Annotated in this window: 21 protein-coding genes; 8 read left to right on the forward strand and 13 right to left on the reverse strand. The window is 63.6% G+C overall.

The window, feature by feature from the left end; genetic code table 11:
- Positions 1 to 4 precede the first annotated feature (4 nt).
- Positions 5 to 535 (reverse strand): gamma-glutamylcyclotransferase, encoded by a 531-nt coding sequence (locus BWR18_RS11705; RefSeq protein ID WP_076628432.1) that lies wholly within the window; start codon positions 533 to 535, stop codon positions 5 to 7.
- Between the two features lie 66 nt (positions 536 to 601).
- Here BWR18_RS11705 and BWR18_RS11710 point away from each other — a divergent pair, with 66 nt between their 5' ends.
- Positions 602 to 1,600, forward strand: a complete 999-nt coding sequence (locus tag BWR18_RS11710; protein ID WP_076628434.1) for a DUF2125 domain-containing protein — start codon at positions 602 to 604, stop codon at positions 1,598 to 1,600.
- A gap of 57 nt (positions 1,601 to 1,657) precedes the next feature.
- Here the strand turns inward: BWR18_RS11710 and BWR18_RS11715 are convergent, their stop codons facing one another.
- The 4 genes from BWR18_RS11715 to BWR18_RS11730 form a co-directional block, all read right to left on the reverse strand.
- Positions 1,658 to 2,428: an extensin-like domain-containing protein gene (locus BWR18_RS11715; protein WP_076628435.1), complete on the reverse strand. Its 771-nt coding sequence runs from the start codon at positions 2,426 to 2,428 to the stop codon at positions 1,658 to 1,660.
- The gene (locus BWR18_RS11720) at positions 2,425 to 3,357 is read right to left on the reverse strand and encodes a prephenate/arogenate dehydrogenase family protein (protein ID WP_076628437.1); all 933 of its coding nucleotides are present in this window, start codon (positions 3,355 to 3,357) and stop codon (positions 2,425 to 2,427) included. The genes BWR18_RS11715 and BWR18_RS11720 overlap by 4 nt, the downstream gene beginning before the upstream one ends.
- Positions 3,339 to 4,421, reverse strand: coding sequence for a histidinol-phosphate transaminase (gene hisC, locus BWR18_RS11725; protein WP_076628439.1), 1,083 nt, complete (start codon positions 4,419 to 4,421; stop codon positions 3,339 to 3,341). The genes BWR18_RS11720 and hisC overlap by 19 nt, the downstream gene beginning before the upstream one ends.
- 144 nt (positions 4,422 to 4,565) lie before the next feature.
- The gene (locus BWR18_RS11730) at positions 4,566 to 5,603 is read right to left on the reverse strand and encodes an endonuclease/exonuclease/phosphatase family protein (protein WP_076628441.1); all 1,038 of its coding nucleotides are present in this window, start codon (positions 5,601 to 5,603) and stop codon (positions 4,566 to 4,568) included.
- A 382-nt stretch (positions 5,604 to 5,985) separates the two neighbouring features.
- Here BWR18_RS11730 and BWR18_RS11735 point away from each other — a divergent pair, with 382 nt between their 5' ends.
- Positions 5,986 to 7,080 (forward strand): Hint domain-containing protein, encoded by a 1,095-nt coding sequence (locus tag BWR18_RS11735; protein ID WP_157598729.1) that lies wholly within the window; start codon positions 5,986 to 5,988, stop codon positions 7,078 to 7,080.
- On the opposite strand, the gene BWR18_RS11740 is transcribed toward BWR18_RS11735, so the two are convergent.
- The 3 genes from BWR18_RS11740 to BWR18_RS11750 form a co-directional block, all read right to left on the reverse strand.
- Entirely contained in the window at positions 7,081 to 7,551 is a 471-nt protein-coding gene (locus tag BWR18_RS11740) for a DUF2867 domain-containing protein (RefSeq protein WP_076628444.1), read from the reverse strand.
- A gap of 331 nt (positions 7,552 to 7,882) precedes the next feature.
- Positions 7,883 to 8,503, reverse strand: coding sequence for a 30S ribosomal protein S4 (rpsD, locus tag BWR18_RS11745; RefSeq protein ID WP_076628446.1), 621 nt, complete (start codon positions 8,501 to 8,503; stop codon positions 7,883 to 7,885).
- Between the two features lie 188 nt (positions 8,504 to 8,691).
- Positions 8,692 to 9,282, reverse strand: a complete 591-nt coding sequence (locus BWR18_RS11750) for a DNA-3-methyladenine glycosylase I (RefSeq protein ID WP_157598731.1) — start codon at positions 9,280 to 9,282, stop codon at positions 8,692 to 8,694.
- 119 nt (positions 9,283 to 9,401) lie between these two features.
- On the opposite strand from BWR18_RS11750, the gene BWR18_RS11755 reads away from it, so the two are divergent.
- From BWR18_RS11755 to yddG, 5 genes are all read left to right on the forward strand, one after another.
- A complete protein-coding gene (locus BWR18_RS11755) occupies positions 9,402 to 10,250 on the forward strand; it encodes an EAL domain-containing protein (protein ID WP_076628448.1) in 849 nt (282 codons plus the stop codon).
- A 149-nt stretch (positions 10,251 to 10,399) separates the two neighbouring features.
- Entirely contained in the window at positions 10,400 to 11,575 is a 1,176-nt protein-coding gene (locus tag BWR18_RS11760; RefSeq protein WP_076628450.1) for an acetyl-CoA C-acetyltransferase, read from the forward strand.
- A 161-nt stretch (positions 11,576 to 11,736) separates the two neighbouring features.
- Positions 11,737 to 12,459, forward strand: a complete 723-nt coding sequence (phbB, locus tag BWR18_RS11765) for an acetoacetyl-CoA reductase (protein WP_076628452.1) — start codon at positions 11,737 to 11,739, stop codon at positions 12,457 to 12,459.
- 353 nt (positions 12,460 to 12,812) lie between these two features.
- Entirely contained in the window at positions 12,813 to 13,760 is a 948-nt protein-coding gene (locus BWR18_RS11770; RefSeq protein ID WP_076628453.1) for a transcriptional regulator GcvA, read from the forward strand.
- Positions 13,760 to 14,644, forward strand: coding sequence for an aromatic amino acid exporter YddG (yddG, locus tag BWR18_RS11775; RefSeq protein WP_076630280.1), 885 nt, complete (start codon positions 13,760 to 13,762; stop codon positions 14,642 to 14,644). Before BWR18_RS11770 ends, yddG begins: the two co-directional genes overlap by 1 nt.
- On the opposite strand, the gene BWR18_RS11780 is transcribed toward yddG, so the two are convergent.
- From BWR18_RS11780 to BWR18_RS11790, 3 genes are all read right to left on the reverse strand, one after another.
- Positions 14,625 to 14,789, reverse strand: a complete 165-nt coding sequence (locus BWR18_RS11780; RefSeq protein WP_076630279.1) for a YdcH family protein — start codon at positions 14,787 to 14,789, stop codon at positions 14,625 to 14,627. The genes yddG and BWR18_RS11780 overlap by 20 nt on opposite strands.
- Positions 14,790 to 14,903: 114 nt before the next feature.
- Positions 14,904 to 15,647 (reverse strand): tRNA1(Val) (adenine(37)-N6)-methyltransferase, encoded by a 744-nt coding sequence (locus BWR18_RS11785; RefSeq protein WP_076628455.1) that lies wholly within the window; start codon positions 15,645 to 15,647, stop codon positions 14,904 to 14,906.
- On the reverse strand, positions 15,625 to 15,840 hold the full coding sequence (locus tag BWR18_RS11790; RefSeq protein WP_076630281.1) for a putative signal transducing protein: 216 nt from the start codon (positions 15,838 to 15,840) through the stop codon (positions 15,625 to 15,627). Before BWR18_RS11790 ends, BWR18_RS11785 begins: the two co-directional genes overlap by 23 nt.
- Positions 15,841 to 15,896: 56 nt before the next feature.
- Here BWR18_RS11790 and BWR18_RS11795 point away from each other — a divergent pair, with 56 nt between their 5' ends.
- The gene (locus tag BWR18_RS11795; RefSeq protein WP_076628457.1) at positions 15,897 to 16,895 is read left to right on the forward strand and encodes a polyprenyl synthetase family protein; all 999 of its coding nucleotides are present in this window, start codon (positions 15,897 to 15,899) and stop codon (positions 16,893 to 16,895) included.
- Here BWR18_RS11795 and BWR18_RS11800 read toward each other — a convergent pair.
- Positions 16,892 to 17,692, reverse strand: a complete 801-nt coding sequence (locus tag BWR18_RS11800) for a 4-(cytidine 5'-diphospho)-2-C-methyl-D-erythritol kinase (RefSeq protein ID WP_076628458.1) — start codon at positions 17,690 to 17,692, stop codon at positions 16,892 to 16,894. The genes BWR18_RS11795 and BWR18_RS11800 overlap by 4 nt on opposite strands.
- A complete protein-coding gene (locus BWR18_RS11805) occupies positions 17,682 to 19,391 on the reverse strand; it encodes a tetratricopeptide repeat protein (protein WP_076630282.1) in 1,710 nt (569 codons plus the stop codon). Before BWR18_RS11805 ends, BWR18_RS11800 begins: the two co-directional genes overlap by 11 nt.
- Between the last annotated feature and the right edge of the window lie 63 nt (positions 19,392 to 19,454).

Consider the following 19,454-nt stretch of genomic DNA (forward strand, 5'->3'; position numbering starts at 1 on the left):
GGATTTATGCTCGAATTGCTGCAACGCGGCGTGACAACCAATCAAGGTCCGGATCCGCCACGCCAAGTTCGGTCAGATGTTGGGCAGTGTTGTAAAGATATTCGCTGTTGGGTCCACGCCCGCCATGGGCATGGGCGATAATCTGCGCCTGTTCCTCTAGCGGCAGACCACCGCAATATTGCACGTGGTCGGGGTCGATCACATAGGTCACCGCCGTGACCCGTCGCCCGTCGGTCAGGGCCACCTGCAACATCCGTTCCAGATAGGCGGATGAGATCAGCTCGCGTTCGCGCAAATAGCCCAGCGTCGCATCCTCCGTCCCCGGCGCCACACGCAGGGCCACGCCGTCACAGGCCGCATCCGCCGCAGCATCAAGGGCAAGCACCAGGCCCGGCGCCGCCTCGGACCCGCGGTGGTGGATGGACCGCATACAGAACGACCGCGCCCAGCCCGGCAAGGTTCCGCGCACGCTTTCGGCCACGTCAAAGCCGGGGTTCCAAAGCAGGCTGCCATAGCCGAACACCCACATGGTCATTGTCACTGGTCCTTATGCTACCGCGTGCGGTAGACCCGATTTCGCAGGCAAGGAAAAGGGGCAGACATGCGCAGATTGATGTGGATCGTTGCACTGGTGGCGCTCGTCTGGTGCGGCTGGTGGTGGGCCGCATCCTCTGGCCTGCGCGGTGGCGTGTCGGCCTGGTTCGACGCCCGCGCCGCCGAAGGCTGGCAGGCCGAAGTGCAGGAGGTCACAGGCGGCGGCTTTCCCCTGACCCTGCGCGCAGGCCTGCGGGACGTGGCCCTCGCCGACCCCCAAGCCGGGCTGGCGATCCGGACCGGTACGCTCGACATCGCCGCACCCGCGTATTGGCCGGGCGATGTGACCGTCACGCTGGACGACGACCCGATCCTCATCGCCTCGCCCTTTGGCCGCTCAACGCTGACCATGGCGGACGGGGTCATGGCGCTGAACCTGCACCCCGGCACCGCGCTCGAGCTGGAGGCGCTGGGATGGACATCCGGCCCGTGGCAGGTCGAGGATGCGCAAGGGATCCTCGCGCAAGCAGGCGATCTGACCCTGACCATGGTCCAGACTGACGGCGCGACCTATGCCCTGACCGCCGCCGCTCAATCCTTTGCCCCCGGCAGTGCGGCGCGGCGCAACCTGCGCCTGCCCGACACGTTCCCCGGCGCCTTTGACAGCCTGCAAATGCGCGCCGACATCACCTTCGACACGGCGTGGGACCGGCGCGCTCTGGACCAGCGCCGCCCTCAACCACGGGTGATCGACCTGCATCTGGCCGAAGCGATCTGGGGCGATCTGCAATTCAACCTGAGCGCCGATCTGACGGTGGATGCGCAGGGCAACCCTTCCGGCACGGTCGCCATCCAGGCCGAAAACTGGCGCACCATGCTGGATCTGGCAGAGAATGTGGGCGCCCTACCTGCGCAGCTACGGGGTCAGGTCGAAGGTGTGTTCCAAGCCCTCGCAGGCGCGTCGGGCAATGACGACACGCTGGACGTGGAGCTGACGTTGCGCGATGGGGCAATCCGCCTCGGCTTTATTCCGTTGGCCCCCGCGCCGCGTCTGATCCTGCGCTGATCTCCTTCACTTTGCCAAGTAAACCGCGGGGTCTGGGGCAGCGCCCCAGTCCAAAACTCACCTGCAATACGCACCACCGCGATGCCGCGCCGTATCAAAGTGAAAATGATCCCGGTGGAACCGGTCCGAATTCGGGCCCAATACGGTGCCGAACGGGCCGCAGGCCGCCTCGTGCATCCGGCGCAAGGCCCGCCGGTGGCGTGAGTTCCAGTCGTTCAGCACCGTCAGGCTGGTCCCGTCCTGCAACTGAAAGCCCGAGATGTCGATGGCACGACCCTTGCCGTGTTCGGAAATGCGCGCGCCCGGCTGATTGTTGCGTGTGCGGCAGGCGTAGTGGGCGGCGACGCGAAAGCCCACAAGCCCACCACCCGTCCCGCGCAAGGCTGGTTTCGCCCCTCTTTCCGTCCATTGTTTCAATGCCTTGGCCGTCGTGCAGTCCATCAGCGCCGACTGGCTGAGTGTCACGCCAGACACGGAGCGGAGCCGCACCGCCTCCCCAATCCCGCAGCCGCTGATGCGACCGGGAACGAACCCGACCTCATCGCCCTGCAGGTCCGGATCGCCGCACACCTGCCCGCGCCGACGCTCGGCCCGGCGCGCCATCGCCCGTTCGATGATGGCCTTGGGCCGCAGGAACGGGCGCAGCGACGTGGCCTGTTCGGGCACCGCGGCTGCAAAGGACATCGCGCTCGGCGCCGGTGGGATAATGGCCGCAGCCTCTGCGCTGGGGGCCTCGGACCCCGCGCGCGCCACGGGGCGCTTCGACGTCTCTGGCGCCGCCGCCGCGACGCCCGCCGCCAGCATCAGGGCCAGCGCCAGCGCCCTCATCGCGTGGCGCCCCGGCCAAAGTCGGGCGCATCGGTGTCTTGTCCCGCCTCGATAATGCCCCGCCGGATGGCCCGTGTCCGGGTGAAATAATCAAACAGGTGATCGCCGTCGCCGGTGCGGATCGCCCGTTGCAGGGCGAACAGCTCTTCGGTGAAGCGGCCCAGGATCTCCAGCGTCGCGCTCTTGTTCGTCAAGAACACGTCGCGCCACATGGTGGGATCGCTCGCTGCGATCCGCGTGAAGTCGCGAAACCCCGCGGCAGAGAACTTGATGACCTCGCTGTCCGTCACCCGGCGCAGGTCGTCCGCCACACCCACCATGGTGTAGGCGATGAGGTGCGGAATGTGGCTGACCACCGCGCAGACACGGTCGTGATGCGCCACCTCCATCCGGTCGGTCATCGCGCCCAGCGCCGCCCAGTAGCGTTCGACCCGGTCAACCGCATCCGCGTCGGCGCCGTCCGGCGTCACGATCAGCGTCCAGCGGTTGTCATACAGCTCGGCAAAGCCCGCCTCGGGCCCGCTGTGTTCCGTCCCCGCCATCGGGTGCGTGCCGACGAAATGCACGCCGTCTGGCATGTGCGGCAGCACAGCATCAAACACCGCCTGCTTGACCGACCCGACGTCAATCACCGTCGCCCCGGGCTTCAGCGCACCCGCGATGTCCGCCATGACGCCGCCCATCGCGCCGATCGGCACGGCCAGGACAACAAGGTCCGCGTCCGCGACTGCTTCGACAGCGCTGTCGGCAACCACATCGCAAAACCCCAGCCGCCGGGTCGTGTCGCGCGTCGCCTCGGACCGCGCATAGCCGCTGATCATCGTGGCTGCACCCGCCCTCTGAGTGGCCCAGGCCATGGAACCCGCGATCAGGCCCAGCCCGATAAAGGCGATCTTGTCATAGATCACGCTCACGATGCGTTCCGCCATTCGGTCAGCGCCGCAATCACGCGCCCCGTTTGTTCGGCATTGCCCACGGTGATGCGGATGCCCTCGGGAAATCCGTAGCCACCGACGCGGCGCACAAGGATGCCGTCCGCGTTCAGGGCCGCCTCCGCCCCGTCCGCCTCGGCGACCGAGGCCGCGCGGGCCAGCACAAAATTGGTGTCGCTGTCGTCACAGGCCAGCCCCAACTGACGCAGGGCGCCGGTCAGTCGCGCCCGCTGATCGGCATTCAGAGCCACGCAATCCTCCACCCATTTCACATCCCGCACCGCCGCCTCGGCTGCGGCCAGCGCGACGGTGGACAGGTTGAACGGTTGGCGGATGCGCGTCATCACGTCGATCATGTCCTTGGGCCCATAGCCCCAGCCGACGCGCAAACCACCCAAGCCATAGATCTTGGAAAAGGTGCGCGTCATCAACACGTTGGGCCGCGTTTCGGCCAGCGCGCGCCCGCCATCGTAGCCTTCGGCATATTCGGTATAGGCCCCGTCGATGACAAGGATCACATGGTCCGGCAGCTCGTCGGCCAGCCGCACAATCTCGGCATCGGGCAACCGTGTGCCCGTGGGGTTGCCGGGGTTCGTCAGCAGCACAATACGGGTGCGTTCTGTCACCGCACCCAGGATCGCATCCACATCCACGACCCGCTCATGTTCCGGCACGCAGACCGGCGTGGCGCCCGCCATATTGGCCAGAATCGGGTACATGGAAAAGCCATGGGCGGTGTGAATGATCTCGTCCCCCGGCCCGGAGAAGGCCTGAGTGACGAATTGCAGGACCTCGTCGCTGCCCACACCGCAGATCACGCGATCGGCGTCGACGTCCCACACCTCGGCAATGGCCGTGCGCAGCGCCGCGTGGTCGGTCGAGGGATAGAGGTGCATGGCACTCGCCGCTTGCGTCAGCGCCTCGACCGCAACGGGCGGCGGGCCCGCCGGGTTCTCGTTCGAGGACAGTTTCAGCACATCCCGAACACCGGCCAGATGCGACGCCCCGCCCTGGTACAGCGCGATGTCCATGATGCCCGGTTGCGGTGTGATGCGCGTCATTCGTCCTCTCCGTAGGTTAGAGAGGTTTTAGGGGTGCAGCGCAGGAGAGGCTAGGGGCAAAAGCGCGCGACCCGGCACGCACGCCGCGACACGACGTCGGCGCTGCCCGGTCGTTGCATGTGGCGGTCAAGCCCCTGGCGTGCCTCAGCTTGTTACATCCGGCGCGGGCTTCCACTTGAACCCCACCCGGATCACACCATGGTCGTTCGTGCCGCTTTCCTTGTGATCGTCAAAGTTCAGGTGGTCGTTCTGCACCACCATCTCGTCAAAGGCCCATTTGCGGCGCTTGGAGTTGTCATAGAATTCCTGGCTGAACAGGATGTGATCCAGGCTTTCGCGCTGCCCCTTGTAGACATGGGTGTAGTAGACATCGCGCACCGACCGATACTCCTGCATCGTCTGCGCCGTGTACAGCGCGTTGTCCCCGCCGCCCTTGGACAGGGGCGACAGGTAGGTGGGCTGTTCGGACAGGATGTTCAGCGTGTTGCTGTCCTTGCCGTCGTTCATGTCGCCGATGACCACGACGGGGGTGTCCGTCTTTTTGGCCAGCTTGGTGATGATCACGCGCAACGCGGCCGCCTCCGCCGTGCGGCGCACCGTGGATATGGCGTAACCAAGGGCCGTGGCGTGGGGGCCGTGCACCTCTTTCTCGTACCAGCTGCGCTCGCGCCAGATCTGCGTTGGCCTGCGGGATTTGAAATGGCAGACAAAGACATGGATGACCGGCGTGCGGTCATCGGGCTGCACCTGGAAATGCAGGACGGGCCGGGAAAAGGTGCTCAGATTGACCTCGAGATAGTCCTGTTGCGGGTCGTCCCCGCCGGTTTTCAGAACGTATTCGTCGGGAAAATCCACGATCCACTCCGGCTCACCCACCAGGATCCCCTTGCGCACGGCAGCGGCGCACACGATCTTGTCGCCCTCATGATCCGGCGGCACCAGCGGGTCGAAGTCCTCCGTCATGCCCGCCTCGTCCAGCACCTGATCCAGCGCGTCCGCGGCCCAAAGCTCCTGCAGGCCCACCACGTCGGCATCAAGCCGCCCCATCACGCTGGCCGTAAAATCCACCTTGCGCTGGTAGATGATCGGGTCCCAGCCGTCGGTGTCACCATATATCGCATCGCCGGAGGTTTGCAGGTTCAACAGGTTAAAGCTCGCAAAGGAAATGTCGCGGGCGCCCATGGCAGTCTCCAATCTTCATCAATCAATGGGCGGAAGGCTACCACAGGTTGCAGGGGTGTCGGATGAAATCTTTATGTCGCGGCAAATGGCTGCGCAGGCGGGCAGAGAGGGCCGCTGGCGACGCCAATCACCAGGGATGCCGCACGAATCGTTCACCCAAAATACCAGTCGGGTGCCCACCGCTCAGACGGGCAGAAAGGCACACGCCTTGAACTGCTCTTAAAGCAGGCAAAAAACCGCCACATTGCGTGCGTAGTGGACATTTCAAGCTGGAAACAGAGTGTTTCCCCAGCGACGTGTTGGTGGCGTAGGTGAATTCTCGCCTACCGTGTAGTATTGAGTCTCATCGTTTAGAACGCAGTCCGCATTGGGAGTGGCGCAGATGCCAAATGGTGGATCCATCACGGGATTCCTGTTTCAGGACTTCAGCTTTGTGAATGACAACGGGCAGCTCAATCCGGGCCAGAACGGACCGTTTTCCTTGCCAGGTAATGCACAGGCGACGCTTGCGAACGGGGCGACGACCATCGACATCAACGTGACGGATGATGATGACGAATTCGACGACGGCTTTCAGGACGATCCAAACGGAACGCCGCTGAACCAGATCCTGCGCGACGGCATCGACACGACCGATGCGGCGGGCAACGCGGTCCAGATCGGTGCAGGCGCGGTGCTCGAGGTGGAATTCACCCTGACGGCCACGCCCGTGGGCGGCGGCGCGCCCATCGACCTGCTGTTTGTCGCGGCAGGTCCGGGCGAAAACCAGGGCGATCTGACGCTCGTGGTATCAACGGCGCCACTGGTGCCCGGCACGACATACAACATTTCGTTCAAGAATGACGGCGGCGGCACACCCTATGGCGAGATCGTGTGCTTTACCCGCGGCACCCTGATCCGCACACCCGCCGGTGACGTCCCGGTTGAGACTTTGGCGGTCGGCGACCGCATCCTGACGCTCGATGAAGGGGCGCAGCGGATCACATGGGCCGCACAGCGCATGATCCTGTTTCCCCAAGGTGATGACCTGCCCGTCTGGGTGGCGCCGCACACCTTCGGCAAGGACCAACCCTATGCGTCCACGGGCCTGTCCCCGCGCCACTGCCTGCTGCGGCGCGACCCGGCATTCCAGATCATGTTCGACATGCCCGAAGTTCTGGTCGCCGCCCGTGATTGCGTGGATGGCGATACCATCACGCAAGAGCTTGAGGGCAAGGCCATAGAATACTTCCATCTCATGGTCGACGGACACGCGCTGATCTGGGCCAACGGGATGCTGGCCGAGACCTTCTATCCCGGCCCCGTCGCACGGCAAAGCCTTGACCCGATGGCACACGCCCGGCTTGTTGCCCTGCACCCCAGCCTGTCCGACACACAGGCACCGGCGCCGTTCCCACGCGCAAGGCCGCGGGTGCGCGGCTATGAATTGCGGGCCGCGGCGCCCGTGCGGGGCGAGACGACGCTGACCGCTCTCTGATCAGACGGGATGCGGCGCGCGGGCCACGCGCGCCAACGCGTTGCGCGCGATCAGGATGTGAAACGGCATGATGGTCGCGAGGTAGATCCGGCCGCCTATGTTGTGCGTATGCACCCATGTGGCCAGCGACACGGTCCCGCCCTCGGACCGGACGGACACCCGGAAATCCAGGTGTTTGTCGTTGAAACCAACGATCACCTCTTGGCCCGTCTCGCGTTCGACAGGAAACGGACCCAGCTTGTCATCGGCCTCCGGCCCGTCCTGCGACAGCCCAAAGGGCGCGGTGATCAGCGCACGCAGCTTGACCAACAGTTGCGCCCAGCCGGGAAAGGCTGTGATGATTTCGGCAGCGGCGCGCGGCGGCATGTCGCTGGCAACAGAATAGCAATCCAGAAAGTCGCCGCGTTGCATCTGCGCGTGCAGGGCACTGTCGGGGGATAGTCGGGTGGCGGTGACACGCGGTGCGGACATCGTCGGCCTCCAATATCTGTCCGACGTCACCCTAGCAACGCAGGCGGCAGATCGCCCCGCGACATGACATCACAAGTTTCCGCCAAACCCTGCTAACATCGCGCAAAGCCACCGCAGCAGGAGCCGGACAATGAGCGATGACAACACCCCCGCGTCACAGGTCACATGGCCCCTGCCGGCCTTCGCGTTTCGTGTCACGCTGGGCGGCGAAGAGATCACCATCGAAAACGCATAGAAAAAGGCCGCCCCGGATCGGAGCGGCCCTCGTAACGTCTGTGTGGTCGGAAGCCCCCAGGCCACACATGTAGGGTGGGCCATCTGCCCACCAAACTTAGTTCTTGGCGTAGAATTCCACGACCAGGTTCGGTTCCATCATCACCGGATAGGGCACATCGCCCAGGGTGGGGGTGCGGGTGAAGGTGGCCGTCATTTTCGAGTGGTCGGCGTCGATATAGTCGGGCACGTCACGCTCGGGCAGTTGGGTTGCTTCCAGCAGCACGGCCAGTTGCTTGGACCGGTCACGGACCTCGATCACGTCACCTTCCTTCACGCGGTAGGAAGGGATGTTGACCTTGCGACCGTTCACGCGGACATGGCCGTGGTTCACGAACTGACGGGCGGCAAAGACGGTCGGCACGAATTTCGCGCGGTAGACCACTGCGTCCAGACGACGCTCCAGCAGGCCGATCAGGTTCTCACCGGTGTCGCCCTTGACCCGCTCCGCTTCGGCATAGATGCGGCGGAACTGCTTTTCGGTCAGGTCGCCATAATAGCCCTTGAGCTTCTGCTTGGCGCGCAGCTGGATACCGAAGTCGGACAGCTTGCCCTTGCGGCGCTGGCCGTGCTGGCCGGGGCCGTATTCGCGGCGGTTGACGGGGGATTTGGGGCGACCCCAGATGTTTTCGCCCATGCGGCGGTCGATCTTGTACTTGGCAGACGTGCGTTTTGTCACGGCTGATCTCCTTCTCTTATTGTGCTTCCACAACTTGTCCCAAAAATGCGTGCCACTTTTGGGGTCGTGGACAGCGGAAGGGCGTTGTCCTCTTCCCGGATGTGGCCGGGACGACAGGGATCCGCTCGCGCGGGCCACCAACACCAATGAAGCCGCGCTTATACGCGCCGAATCCGCAGTGTCAACGACTACTGCGCACTGTCGGTCCGACGACCCATCGCGGCGCAGTCCGCATGGCGAAAACAGGGTGTGATATGATCGTTGACCAGCCCAGACGCTTCCATGAACGCATAAACAATCGTCGGCCCCACGAATTTGAAGCCCTTCGCACGCAGGTCCTTGGACACCTGTTCGCTCAGCGTCGTCTTGGGCGGCACCTGATCGCGGCTGGAAAAGTTGGTCTGAAGCGGGCGACCGTCCACATAGTTCCATAGAAATTTATCGAACCCCACCGCCGCGTTAACCTCAAGATAGGCGCGGGCATTGGTGATCGTCGCCTCGATCTTGCCCCGGTGGCGGATGATGCCCGGATCACCCAGCAACCGCTGCACGTCCGCCTCGCCCCATGTGGCCACAACGATCGGATCAAAACCAGCAAAGGCCGCGCGGAACGCCTCGCGTTTCCGCAGGATCGTGATCCAACTCAGCCCTGCCTGAAACCCGTCAAGGATCAGCTTTTCCCACAGCGCGCGCGGATCGTATTCCGGCACGCCCCATTCCGTGTCGTGATAGGCGACGTAGTCCGGGGCCTGCCCCTCCCATCCACACCTTTCCACCATGCGCACCCCCGTCTTGGTTAACCGATAAAATTAGAACAAAATGCAAACATTAAGACTGCTTTTACGGCTTTAACGCAAAGGTGACCATAGATTTCGAACACAAGGGTCGCTGCCAGCCCATGAAGAATAAACGGTTCCAAAACGTACCTGCGGGTGCCGAAAACCCATTGAACGCCGCCGTATCGGCCCGCGACCGCAGCACGCTGTCCATGGTCGAACAGGCCGTCAAGCATAAGCAGACACTCCTTGCCTTCCAGCCTGTCGTGATTGCAAACGACCAGCGCCGCGTCGGATTTTACGAGGGGCTCATTCGGGTCATGGACGACACGGGCCGCATCATCCCGGCCAAGGATTTCATGCCCGTCGTCGAACGTGCGGAATTGGGGCGCGAGATTGATGTCGTGGCCCTGAACATGGGGCTGCGGACACTGCACGAACATCCCGATATCCGCCTGTCCATCAATATGTCCGCCCGCTCCATCGGCTACCAAAGCTGGATGCAAACGATGAACCGCTGGCTGAAAAAGGATGCCAGCGTCGGTGAACGCCTGATCCTCGAAATCACCGAAGGGTCGGCCATGGACCAGCCGGAACTGGTCGTTGACTTCATGGACCGTCTCAGCAGCCGCGGCATCTGCTTTGCACTCGACGATTTTGGTGCGGGATACACGGCACTGCGGTATTTCAAGGATTTCTTCTTTGACGTCCTCAAGATCGACATGGAATTTTGCCACGGGATCGCGGGCGACCCGGACACGCAGGCACTGACCGCGGCGATTATCCAGATCGGGCACCATTTCGACATGCTCGTCGTCGCCGAAGGGGTCGAACGCGCCGAAGATGTAGAAATGCTCACGCAATTGGGGGCCGACTGTTTGCAGGGCTTCTATTTCCAGGCGCCACAGGTCCGGCCCAATTGGCTGATGGACAAACAGCCAGCAGCAAAACGCGCAGGCCAACAGGCCTGAGACATAACGTCAGTTGCCGCACAGCGGCGAATCCGGTACGTCCACACGCGACGCGGGATCATTCTGAGGCCCGCACCGGCGTGAAGCGCCCTTGGACGTGCAAAGTCTCGGAGTGGTCCTCAAGGTAACTGACAGAGGACCCGACCCCCATGACCAACATCGTCATCGCTTCAGCCGCCCGCACTGCCGTTGGCAGCTTTGGTGGCTCTTTCGCCAACACCCCCGCCCATGACCTTGGCGCAACCGTGCTCGAAGCGGTGGTGGAGCGCGCAGGGATCGACAAATCCGACGTCTCTGAAACCATCCTCGGCCAGGTGCTGACAGCCGCCCAGGGCCAGAACCCGGCCCGCCAGGCGCATATCAACGCCGGGCTCCCCAAGGAAAGCGCGGCCTGGTCCATCAACCAGGTCTGCGGCTCCGGCCTGCGCGCCGTGGCGCTGGGTGCCCAGCACATCGCGCTGGGTGACGCCGATATCGTGGCCGCCGGTGGCCAGGAAAACATGACCCTCTCGCCCCACGCCGCCGCCCTGCGCGCCGGTCACAAGATGGGCGACATGAAATACATCGACACGATGATCCGCGACGGTCTGTGGGACGCCTTCAACGGCTACCACATGGGCCAGACGGCAGAGAATGTTGCCGATCAGTGGCAAATCACCCGCGACACGCAGGACGAATTTGCCGTTGCATCGCAAAACAAGGCCGAAGCCGCGCAAAAGGCCGGCAAGTTCGCAGACGAAATCACCGCCTTCACCGTCAAGGGCCGCAAGGGCGACACCATCGTCGACGCCGATGAATACATCCGCCACGGCGCCACAATGGAAGCGATGGCCAAGCTGCGCCCCGCCTTCACCAAGGACGGGTCGGTCACCGCCGCCAACGCCTCCGGCCTGAACGACGGCGCCGCCGCGGCCCTGCTGATGAGCGCCGAAAACGCAGAAAAACGCGGGATCGAACCGCTGGCGCGCATCGCCAGCTACGCCACCGTCGGCCTCGACCCGTCCATCATGGGCGTGGGCCCGATCTATGCCAGCCGCAAGGCACTGGAAAAAGCCGGGTGGAAACCCGAAGACCTCGACCTTGTCGAAGCCAACGAAGCCTTCGCCGCGCAAGCCTGCGCCGTGAACAAGGACATGGGTTGGGACCCGGCGATCGTGAACGTGAACGGCGGCGCCATCGCAATCGGCCACCCCATCGGCGCCTCGGGCGCCCGCATCCTCAACACCCTGCTGTTCGAGATGAAGCGCCGCGACGCGAAAAAGGGCCTCGCCACGCTCTGCATCGGTGGCGGCATGGGTGTCGCCATGTGCCTCGAGCGCGACTGATCCGCCGCTGCGGCTGACGCAAATCAAGGCGGCGCATCCCCGCGCCGCCTATTCTTTTTCGACACGACCTGACCTAACACCAAAGTAGGCGCGTAATAATGTTGCGCTCAACCCGCATTTGAGCGAAACAATGCGAAACACACCCCAGAAGGAGTCTCCCCATGTCCCGTGTAGCCCTCGTCACCGGCGGTAGCCGCGGTATCGGCGAAGCCATTTCCAAAGCCCTGAAAGACGCAGGCTATGCCGTCGCCGCCACATATGCGGGCAATGACGAAGCCGCCGCGAAGTTCACGGACGAAACCGGCATCAAAACCTACAAGTGGAACGTGGCCGATTACGACGAATCGAAAGCGGGCCTCGCACAGGTCGAATCCGATCTCGGCCCCATCGACGTGGTCGTCGCAAACGCGGGCATCACCCGCGACGCGCCCTTCCACAAGATGACGCCTGAGCAATGGCACCAGGTCATCGACACGAACCTCACCGGCGTGTTCAACACCGTCCACCCGCTCTGGCCCGGCATGCGCGAGCGCAAGTTCGGCCGCGTCATCGTGATCTCGTCGATCAACGGACAAAAGGGCCAGTTCGCGCAGGTGAACTATGCTGCGACCAAGGCAGGTGATCTGGGCATCGTCAAATCGCTGGCGCAGGAAGGCGCGCGCGCTGGCATCACCGCCAACGCGATCTGCCCGGGCTATATCGGGACGGACATGGTCATGGCCGTGCCCGAAAAAGTGCGTGAAAGCATCATCGCACAAATCCCTGCGGGCCGTCTGGGCGAACCGGAAGAAATCGCACGCTGCGTGGTGTTCCTGGCATCGGACGATTCGGGCTTCATCAACGGCTCGACCATCTCGGCCAACGGCGCGCAGTTCTTCGTGTGACAAAACGGTGTACGGTCTGTGCACGTTCGGTGCACAGGTTGTGCACAGCCATTTTCGACAAAAAAGGGCCGGTGCGTCGCTGCACCGGCCCTTCCTTTATCCCGTAAGATGGCGCGCGCCCATCAGCGGGAAGTCTTGCTCCCGAACAGCCAGGTCCAGGCACCCGCCAATGCGGCGCCGCGCTCTGCGTGGGCGCGTTCCAGACCTTGGCGGATGGCGGGGTGTGCGGATGTCTCGAACATGGGCGGTATCCTTTGGATCAGTGTTTCTGAATTGATCTGAATATGCGCCGTTATCCGCCAGCCGACAAACGAGACTTTCCATAGGTTCACTTAAGCTGTATTTAAGCGAAGATGCCGGACCGCCTGCCCCCTCTCACCGCCCTGCGCGCCTTTGATGCCGCCGCACGGCACATGTCCTTTGCCAAGGCGGCAGAGGAATTGAATGTCACGCCCGCTGCCCTCAGTTTCCAGATCAAATCGCTCGAGGAACATCTGGGCACCCAAGTGTTCCGCCGCCTCAACCGCGCGGTGGAACTGACCGAAGCAGGCCGCGCCATGGCCCCCGGCATGGCCGACGGGTTCCAAACCCTCGCCACCGCCTGGCGCGCCGCCGAACGCACATTGAACAATGAAACACTGACGGTTACGGCGGGTCCGGCCTTCACCGCCAAGTGGCTCGCGCCCCGCCTCTACGAATTTGCGCAAGCCCATCCAGAGATCGAGCTGCGCTTTTCCGCGACACTCAAACTATGTGATCTCAGCCGCGACGAGGTCGATGTCGCCATCCGTTTCGGCCCCGGCACGGACGACGGGGTCTATTCCATGCCGCTTGCCCAGGAATGGGTGTGCCCCGTTATGACGCCCGAGATGGCCGCAAAATACCCGACGCCGGAAAGCCTGCGCGACGCCACGCTGATCTTTGACGACAGCATTTCTTTCCTCAAACCCGCCAGCGAATGGGACACATGGTTCCGCATGATGGGGATGGATTTCGAACCAAAGGCGGGCCCCCGGTTCAGCCAGGCGGACCACGCCCTCGATGCCGCGCTGGCCGGTGTTGGCGTGGTGCTCGGGCGCCGGGCATTCGTGGTCAAGGACCTGGATGACGGGCGGCTGGTGGCGCCGTTCCCATATGCGCTCGACACCGGGGTCCGCTTCCGTTTCCTCTGCTCCGAAGGGGCGGAAAACCGCCCCCAAATCGCCGCCTTCCGCGACTGGATCTTGACCGAAATCGCCAAGACCAGCCACATCACCAACCGCATGATCCGCAAGCCTTCCTCGGACTTTCAAGCCGCATGATGACCCGCCGCACCGCCACGCTCATCGGCTTTGTTGCCGTGCTTCTATGGGGCGTGCTGGCGCTGCTGACCGTGGGGTCCGCGCCGACGCCGCCATTTCTGCTGAACGCCATCTGCTTTGCAATCGGCGGCACGCTGGGGTTGGTCTGGACCGCATATAGTGGCGGGCTCGACCAACTGCGCGCTGTCCCGCTCCATGTCTACGTCATGGGTACGCTGGGCCTGTTTGGCTACCACGCGCTCTATTTTTCGGCCCTGCGCCTCGCGCCCGCCGCCGAAGCGAGCTTGATCGCCTATCTCTGGCCACTGCTGATCGTGCTGTTCTCCGGCCTCTTACCGGGGGAAACACTGCGATCCGGCCACATCATAGGCGCGTTGATCGGATTTGCAGGGGCTGCGCTGATCATCACGGGCGGGTCCGCCGGGTTCAATCCCAATGCCCTGCCCGGCTACTTTTTGGCCATGGCCTGCGCGCTCACCTGGTCCAGCTATTCCGTTCTGTCGCGGCGCTTTGGCACCGTGCCCACCGCATCCGTCGCCGTGTTTTGCATCGCCAGCGCCGCGCTGTCTGTGCCCTTCCACCTGACGCTGGAAAATACGGTTTGGCCCGCAGGACAGCTGGGCTGGCTCAGCGCGATCCTGCTGGGGCTTGGCCCCGTTGGCCTTGCGTTCTACGTCTGGGACATCGGGGTAAAGCGCGGCGACATACAGATGCTCGGCACCGCGTCCTATGCCGCGCCACTTCTGTCGACGGTGGTCCTGGTGGTGGCTGGCGTGGCTGTACCAACGTGGTCATTGGCGCTTGCGGCGCTCCTGATCACGGGCGGAGCACTGCTGGCAGCCCGCGCCAGCCTGAAGGGGACCCTCAACTCGAAAGTCGGGTAATCTCTTCTTTCAGCTTCAGCTTCTGCTTCTTCATGGTGGCCACTTGCATCTGATCAATGCCTGGCGATCGTTGGGCCATATCAACCTGTTCGCTCAGGTTCTGATGCTTCTTTTTCAACTCTTCGAGATGGGCGGTCACGCTCATACGGGTCCTCCTTGCTGATAAAGTTGCCCCCACAGCCAAGCACAGCTTTGCGTACAAGTCACGCCGCAGGCGCAGCATGTGGATAAGCTAAATGTAGGAACGGTTAACTTCCCGTTAAAGGTGTAGAGCCGCCCCTGCGCGCAAAATCGCTTGGATTTCAGGCGTATAGCTTTCGCCATCCCGCTCGTGCCGGGCGCCTTCGTGTAAAATGATCGGAAAATGCAGCCTAAAATCTGCGCGCCCGTCCTTGCGCGCCCGGAAAATCACCAGCTCTGCCGGTTTTCCGACCCGTGGACAAAGCGGCCAGATCTCTGGGCTGCCAAGGCGGCCGTGGGCCCCGGCCAGCAGGTCTGGCACGCGCTCGGCCCGGTGGATCATGTGCAGATAGCCCTTGTGCCGCAACCGCCGCGCCGCCGCGTCGATCCAGGCGGCAATGGGCGTTTCCGCCCCACGGCCCGCCTCGCGCCCCTGATCCGCCGCCACGTGCCCGGAATCCCGGTCGAAAAAGGGCGGATTGGCCAGCACATGGTCGAACGAACGGTATCGTACCGCGTCTGGCAAATCCGTCAGATCAGCGGCAAACGTCTCCAGCCCATTGCGCGCGGCCAGTGCGGCATAATCGCGCTGCCTCTCGACCCCAACCAGCGCAAGCCCCGGTACCCGGGCGCCCAAACACAAGGCCGCAGTGCCCACACCACAGCCCAGGTCAAGCACCGCCTGTCCTGATTTCGCAGGCACGGAGGCCGCCAGCAGCACCGGGTCCACCCCAGCCCGATACCCCGCACGCGGCTGCCACAGATGCAGCCGCCCGCCCAGAAACGCGTCATGCGTCAGATCAGCGTCCAAGGTCGATGTCATTGTCCGTCATCACCCGCAGGGCCGCGTCATAATCATCCGTCCGCACCATCAGGCGCCGGGGGAAAATGCCAATCCCACCCTCAAGGATGCTCATATTTACGTCCATTTGAAAGCAGTCTATATCCTCGCCCTCAAGAAGGGCCGAGGCAAAGGCGATGATCGTCGGGTCAGTCGTGCGCAAAAGTTCCTTCATATCATGGATGTAGGGGCACACCGGCCTAGCTGTCGAGGGGTGCAATGGGGAAAGTGATGGACGCGTCCACAATCGCAAAGCCGCATGATCGTTTGGCGGCCGATCTGGCAGATGATCTGGAGGGGGTGAATGCCCTTATTCGGGACCGTATGGCCTCCGAACATGCACCCCGCATTCCCGAGGTGACGCGCCACCTGGTCGAAGCCGGCGGCAAGCGGCTGCGGCCCATGCTGACCCTCGCCTCCGCTCGGCTCTGCGGCTACGATGGCCCCTATCACGTGCACCTCGCCGCCACGGTCGAATTCATCCACACCGCGACCCTGCTGCATGACGACGTGGTGGATGAAAGCGCCCAGCGGCGCGGACGGCCCACGGCGAACCTGCTCTGGGACAACAAGTCCTCGGTGCTGGTGGGCGACTACCTCTTCGCCCGCTCCTTTCAGCTGATGACCGAAACAGGCAACATGAGCGTCCTGCGCATCCTGTCCGACGCCGCCGCCACCATCGCCGAAGGTGAAGTGCTGCAAATGACAGCAGCCCAGGACCTGGCCACAGACGAGGCCATCTACCTGCAAGTGGTGCGCGGCAAGACGGCGGCGCTGTTCTCCGCCGCCATGGAAGTGGGCGGGGTGATCGCAGGCAAAGACGCGGCGGCGACCCAAGCGCTCTTCGACTATGGCGACGCGCTCGGCATCGCCTTCCAGATCGTGGATGATCTCTTGGACTATCAGGGGCAATCGGCGGCGACGGGCAAGAATGTGGGCGACGATTTCCGCGAACGCAAACTGACGCTGCCGGTCATCAAGGCGGTGGCCAAGGCGGGCGCCGAAGAGCGTGCGTTCTGGTCGCGCACCATCGAGAAGGGCAGGCAAGAGGACGGCGACCTCGACCACGCCCTGTCGCTCCTACACAAACACGGCGCGCTTGAGGCCACGAAACAGGACGCCATTGCTTGGGCGCACAAGGCCAAAGCATCGCTCGGCACCCTGCCGGGGCACGATCTGCGCGACATGCTGATCGATCTGGCGGACTACGTGGTCGAAAGGATCAACTAGGCGCCAATCGTCCTGACGGCACGCACCCACCACCGCGGCTGCCTGGCCGCAACGCTGTCCGCCGCCGTCCGCGCCGCCTTGGCATCAGCGTAGAGCCCGAAACAGGTCGAACCCGACCCAGACATGCGTGCAATCTCGGCCCCATGCAGTGACGCCAGCGCCGCGGATATGGCCGGGTTCCCGGACGCGGCAGGCGCCTGCAAATCGTTCCGCTGGCCGCGCAGCCATTCCACAAAGGCCGCACGATCCGGCCAGCCTAGCCGACCCTCCATCGCCGGATTGTCCTTCTGCCGCAACCGCTTGAACACCTCCGGCGTTGGCACGTGCACACCGGGATTGACCAGCACCAGATCCAGCCCCGGAACACCGCCCAACGGCCTCACATCCTCACCGATCCCGCGCATCCGCTGCGGCACATCCAACAAACACACCGGCACATCCGCCCCAAGGGCCAGCGCATGCGCCTCCGCCCCCAACAGGCGCAGCACCGCAGCCGCGTCCGAAGACCCACCACCGATCCCCGCCCCGTGCGGCAGATTCTTTTCCAAATGAAAGCGACCGGTCACGCCCGCCAACACGGCCGCACGCCAGACCAGATTGCGCCGGTCCGTCGGCACACCAACCGAAAATGGCCCTGATACATCCAGCGCCATCGACGGCGCGGGTTCAAACCGCAACCGATCCCCAACATCCGCAAAAACCACAAGCGAATCAAGCAGATGGTAGCCATCACTCCGCTGGCCGGTTACATGCAGGGTCAGGTTGATCTTGGCGGGCGCAAAGGCCTCAATCGTCATTCGCCACCCGCAGGGGATCCGCACCTTCTTCGGCCAGCACGGCATCCAGGCCGACCTCCAACTTGCGGCGCATCCGGTCCGGGTCCGCCTCTCCATCGGTATCGGCAGGATCGACAAAACTCAGCGCGCGCATCCACTGGAACCGTGCCTCACGCTCGCGACCCACAGCCCAATACACATCGCCCAGATGATCATTGACAACCGGATCAACGGGCATCAGCTCGACTGCGCGCTCCATATGCTCCACCGCTTCTTCGTAGCGGCCGAGCCGGTAAAGAACCCAGCCCAGACTGTCGACGATGTAACCGCTGTCAGGGCTGGCCGCGACGGCCTCCTCGATCATGGCCAGCGCCTCGTCCAGCTTGATCTGCTTCTCGACCAACGAATACCCAAGGTAGTTCAGCACCTGCGGCTGACCGGGGTTCAGTTCCAGCGCGCGACGGAAATCCGCCTCGGCCTGCGGCCATTCCTTCAACCGTTCATAGGAAATCGCGCGGGCATAGTGCAGGAACCAAGCGCCCCGCGCCTCGGGATCCGTCAGATCCAGCGCCCGCTCATAGGCGGCGACCGCCTCCTCAAACCGGCTCTGCTGGCGCAGCACATCGCCCAGCGTGGAATGGACAAGGGGCAGATCGCCAAAGCGCTTGGCCAACTGCTCCAGCACCTCAATCGCCGCATCGGGCTTGCCGGATTCGCGCAGGGCCGCCGCCCGGCCCAATTCAGCGGCGTGGAAGGCCGGATGATCTGCAGGCACCTGTTTGTAGGTGGCATTTGCCAGATCGTATTGTTCCAGCGTTTCCAACAGGTCCGCATTCAGCAGCAGCGCATCCACATGATCGGGGCGCAGATGACGGGCAAGGCGACCATAGAGCAGCGTGTAATCTGCCCCTGCATCCTGCCTCAAGGCCCCCGCAAGGGAATAGAAAACCTCTGCCATCCCATCGCGGGCAGACGTGATATGGGTAAAGGCCAGCGTCTCCCCCGCCTCAAGCGCCAGGTGCATCGCATCCAGTTCCGGGTCCGTCACCGTGCCGAACGCCGCCTCGAGCGAGGCCGCCGCCTCGTCGTTCCGGCCAAGTTGCGACAGAACTTCGGCCCGCGCCATGGCCCCCCGACGCGTCTGTTGCAGCGGGCCCGACCCTTCGCTTTCAAAAATCTCGCTCGCTTCTTCGAACCGGCCCAGTCCCGCCAGCGCCATCGCCTTGTGATACATGGCAAATCCGCGCACGCCGCGCTGCTCGGACACCGCGTCAAAACCAGCCATCGCCTCGTCCACGCGGTCGGCACCCACCAGCGCCCAGGCGTTCAAAAGGCCATCGACCAGCGGGCCGATCCCCTGGGTGTCAACGTCGCGTGCGAGGTAGCCTTCGTAATCCTCCTGCGCCAGTATATCGGCGATGATGATCATGTGCGCGGCCTGGCTGCGCGCCTCGCTCGCTTCGATCTGTTGTGCGATGGGCAGGGCTCGATCAATGCGGCCCATCGCCATTTGGGCAATGACAGCATCTTCCATCAGTTCGACATTGCCGGGATCACGCGCCAAGGCTGCGGTGTAGTAGCGTGCGGCCGCCTCAAAATCGCTCGTGATCGCCGCCTGGCGCCCGGCGAGGTAGGCCCCCGCCACCGATTGGGCGGGCGCAACATGCGGAGCGGTCGCCAAGACGGCGGCGAGGGCGACACTGGACAAAAGCGATCTGATCAAGGGGTGCACTGCCTTTTCTCTGTTTGCGTTAAAGGCTAGCACGTCTGGGCATATGTGCAA

This window comes from Tateyamaria omphalii (assembly GCF_001969365.1).
Lineage (GTDB): Bacteria > Pseudomonadota > Alphaproteobacteria > Rhodobacterales > Rhodobacteraceae > Tateyamaria > Tateyamaria omphalii_A.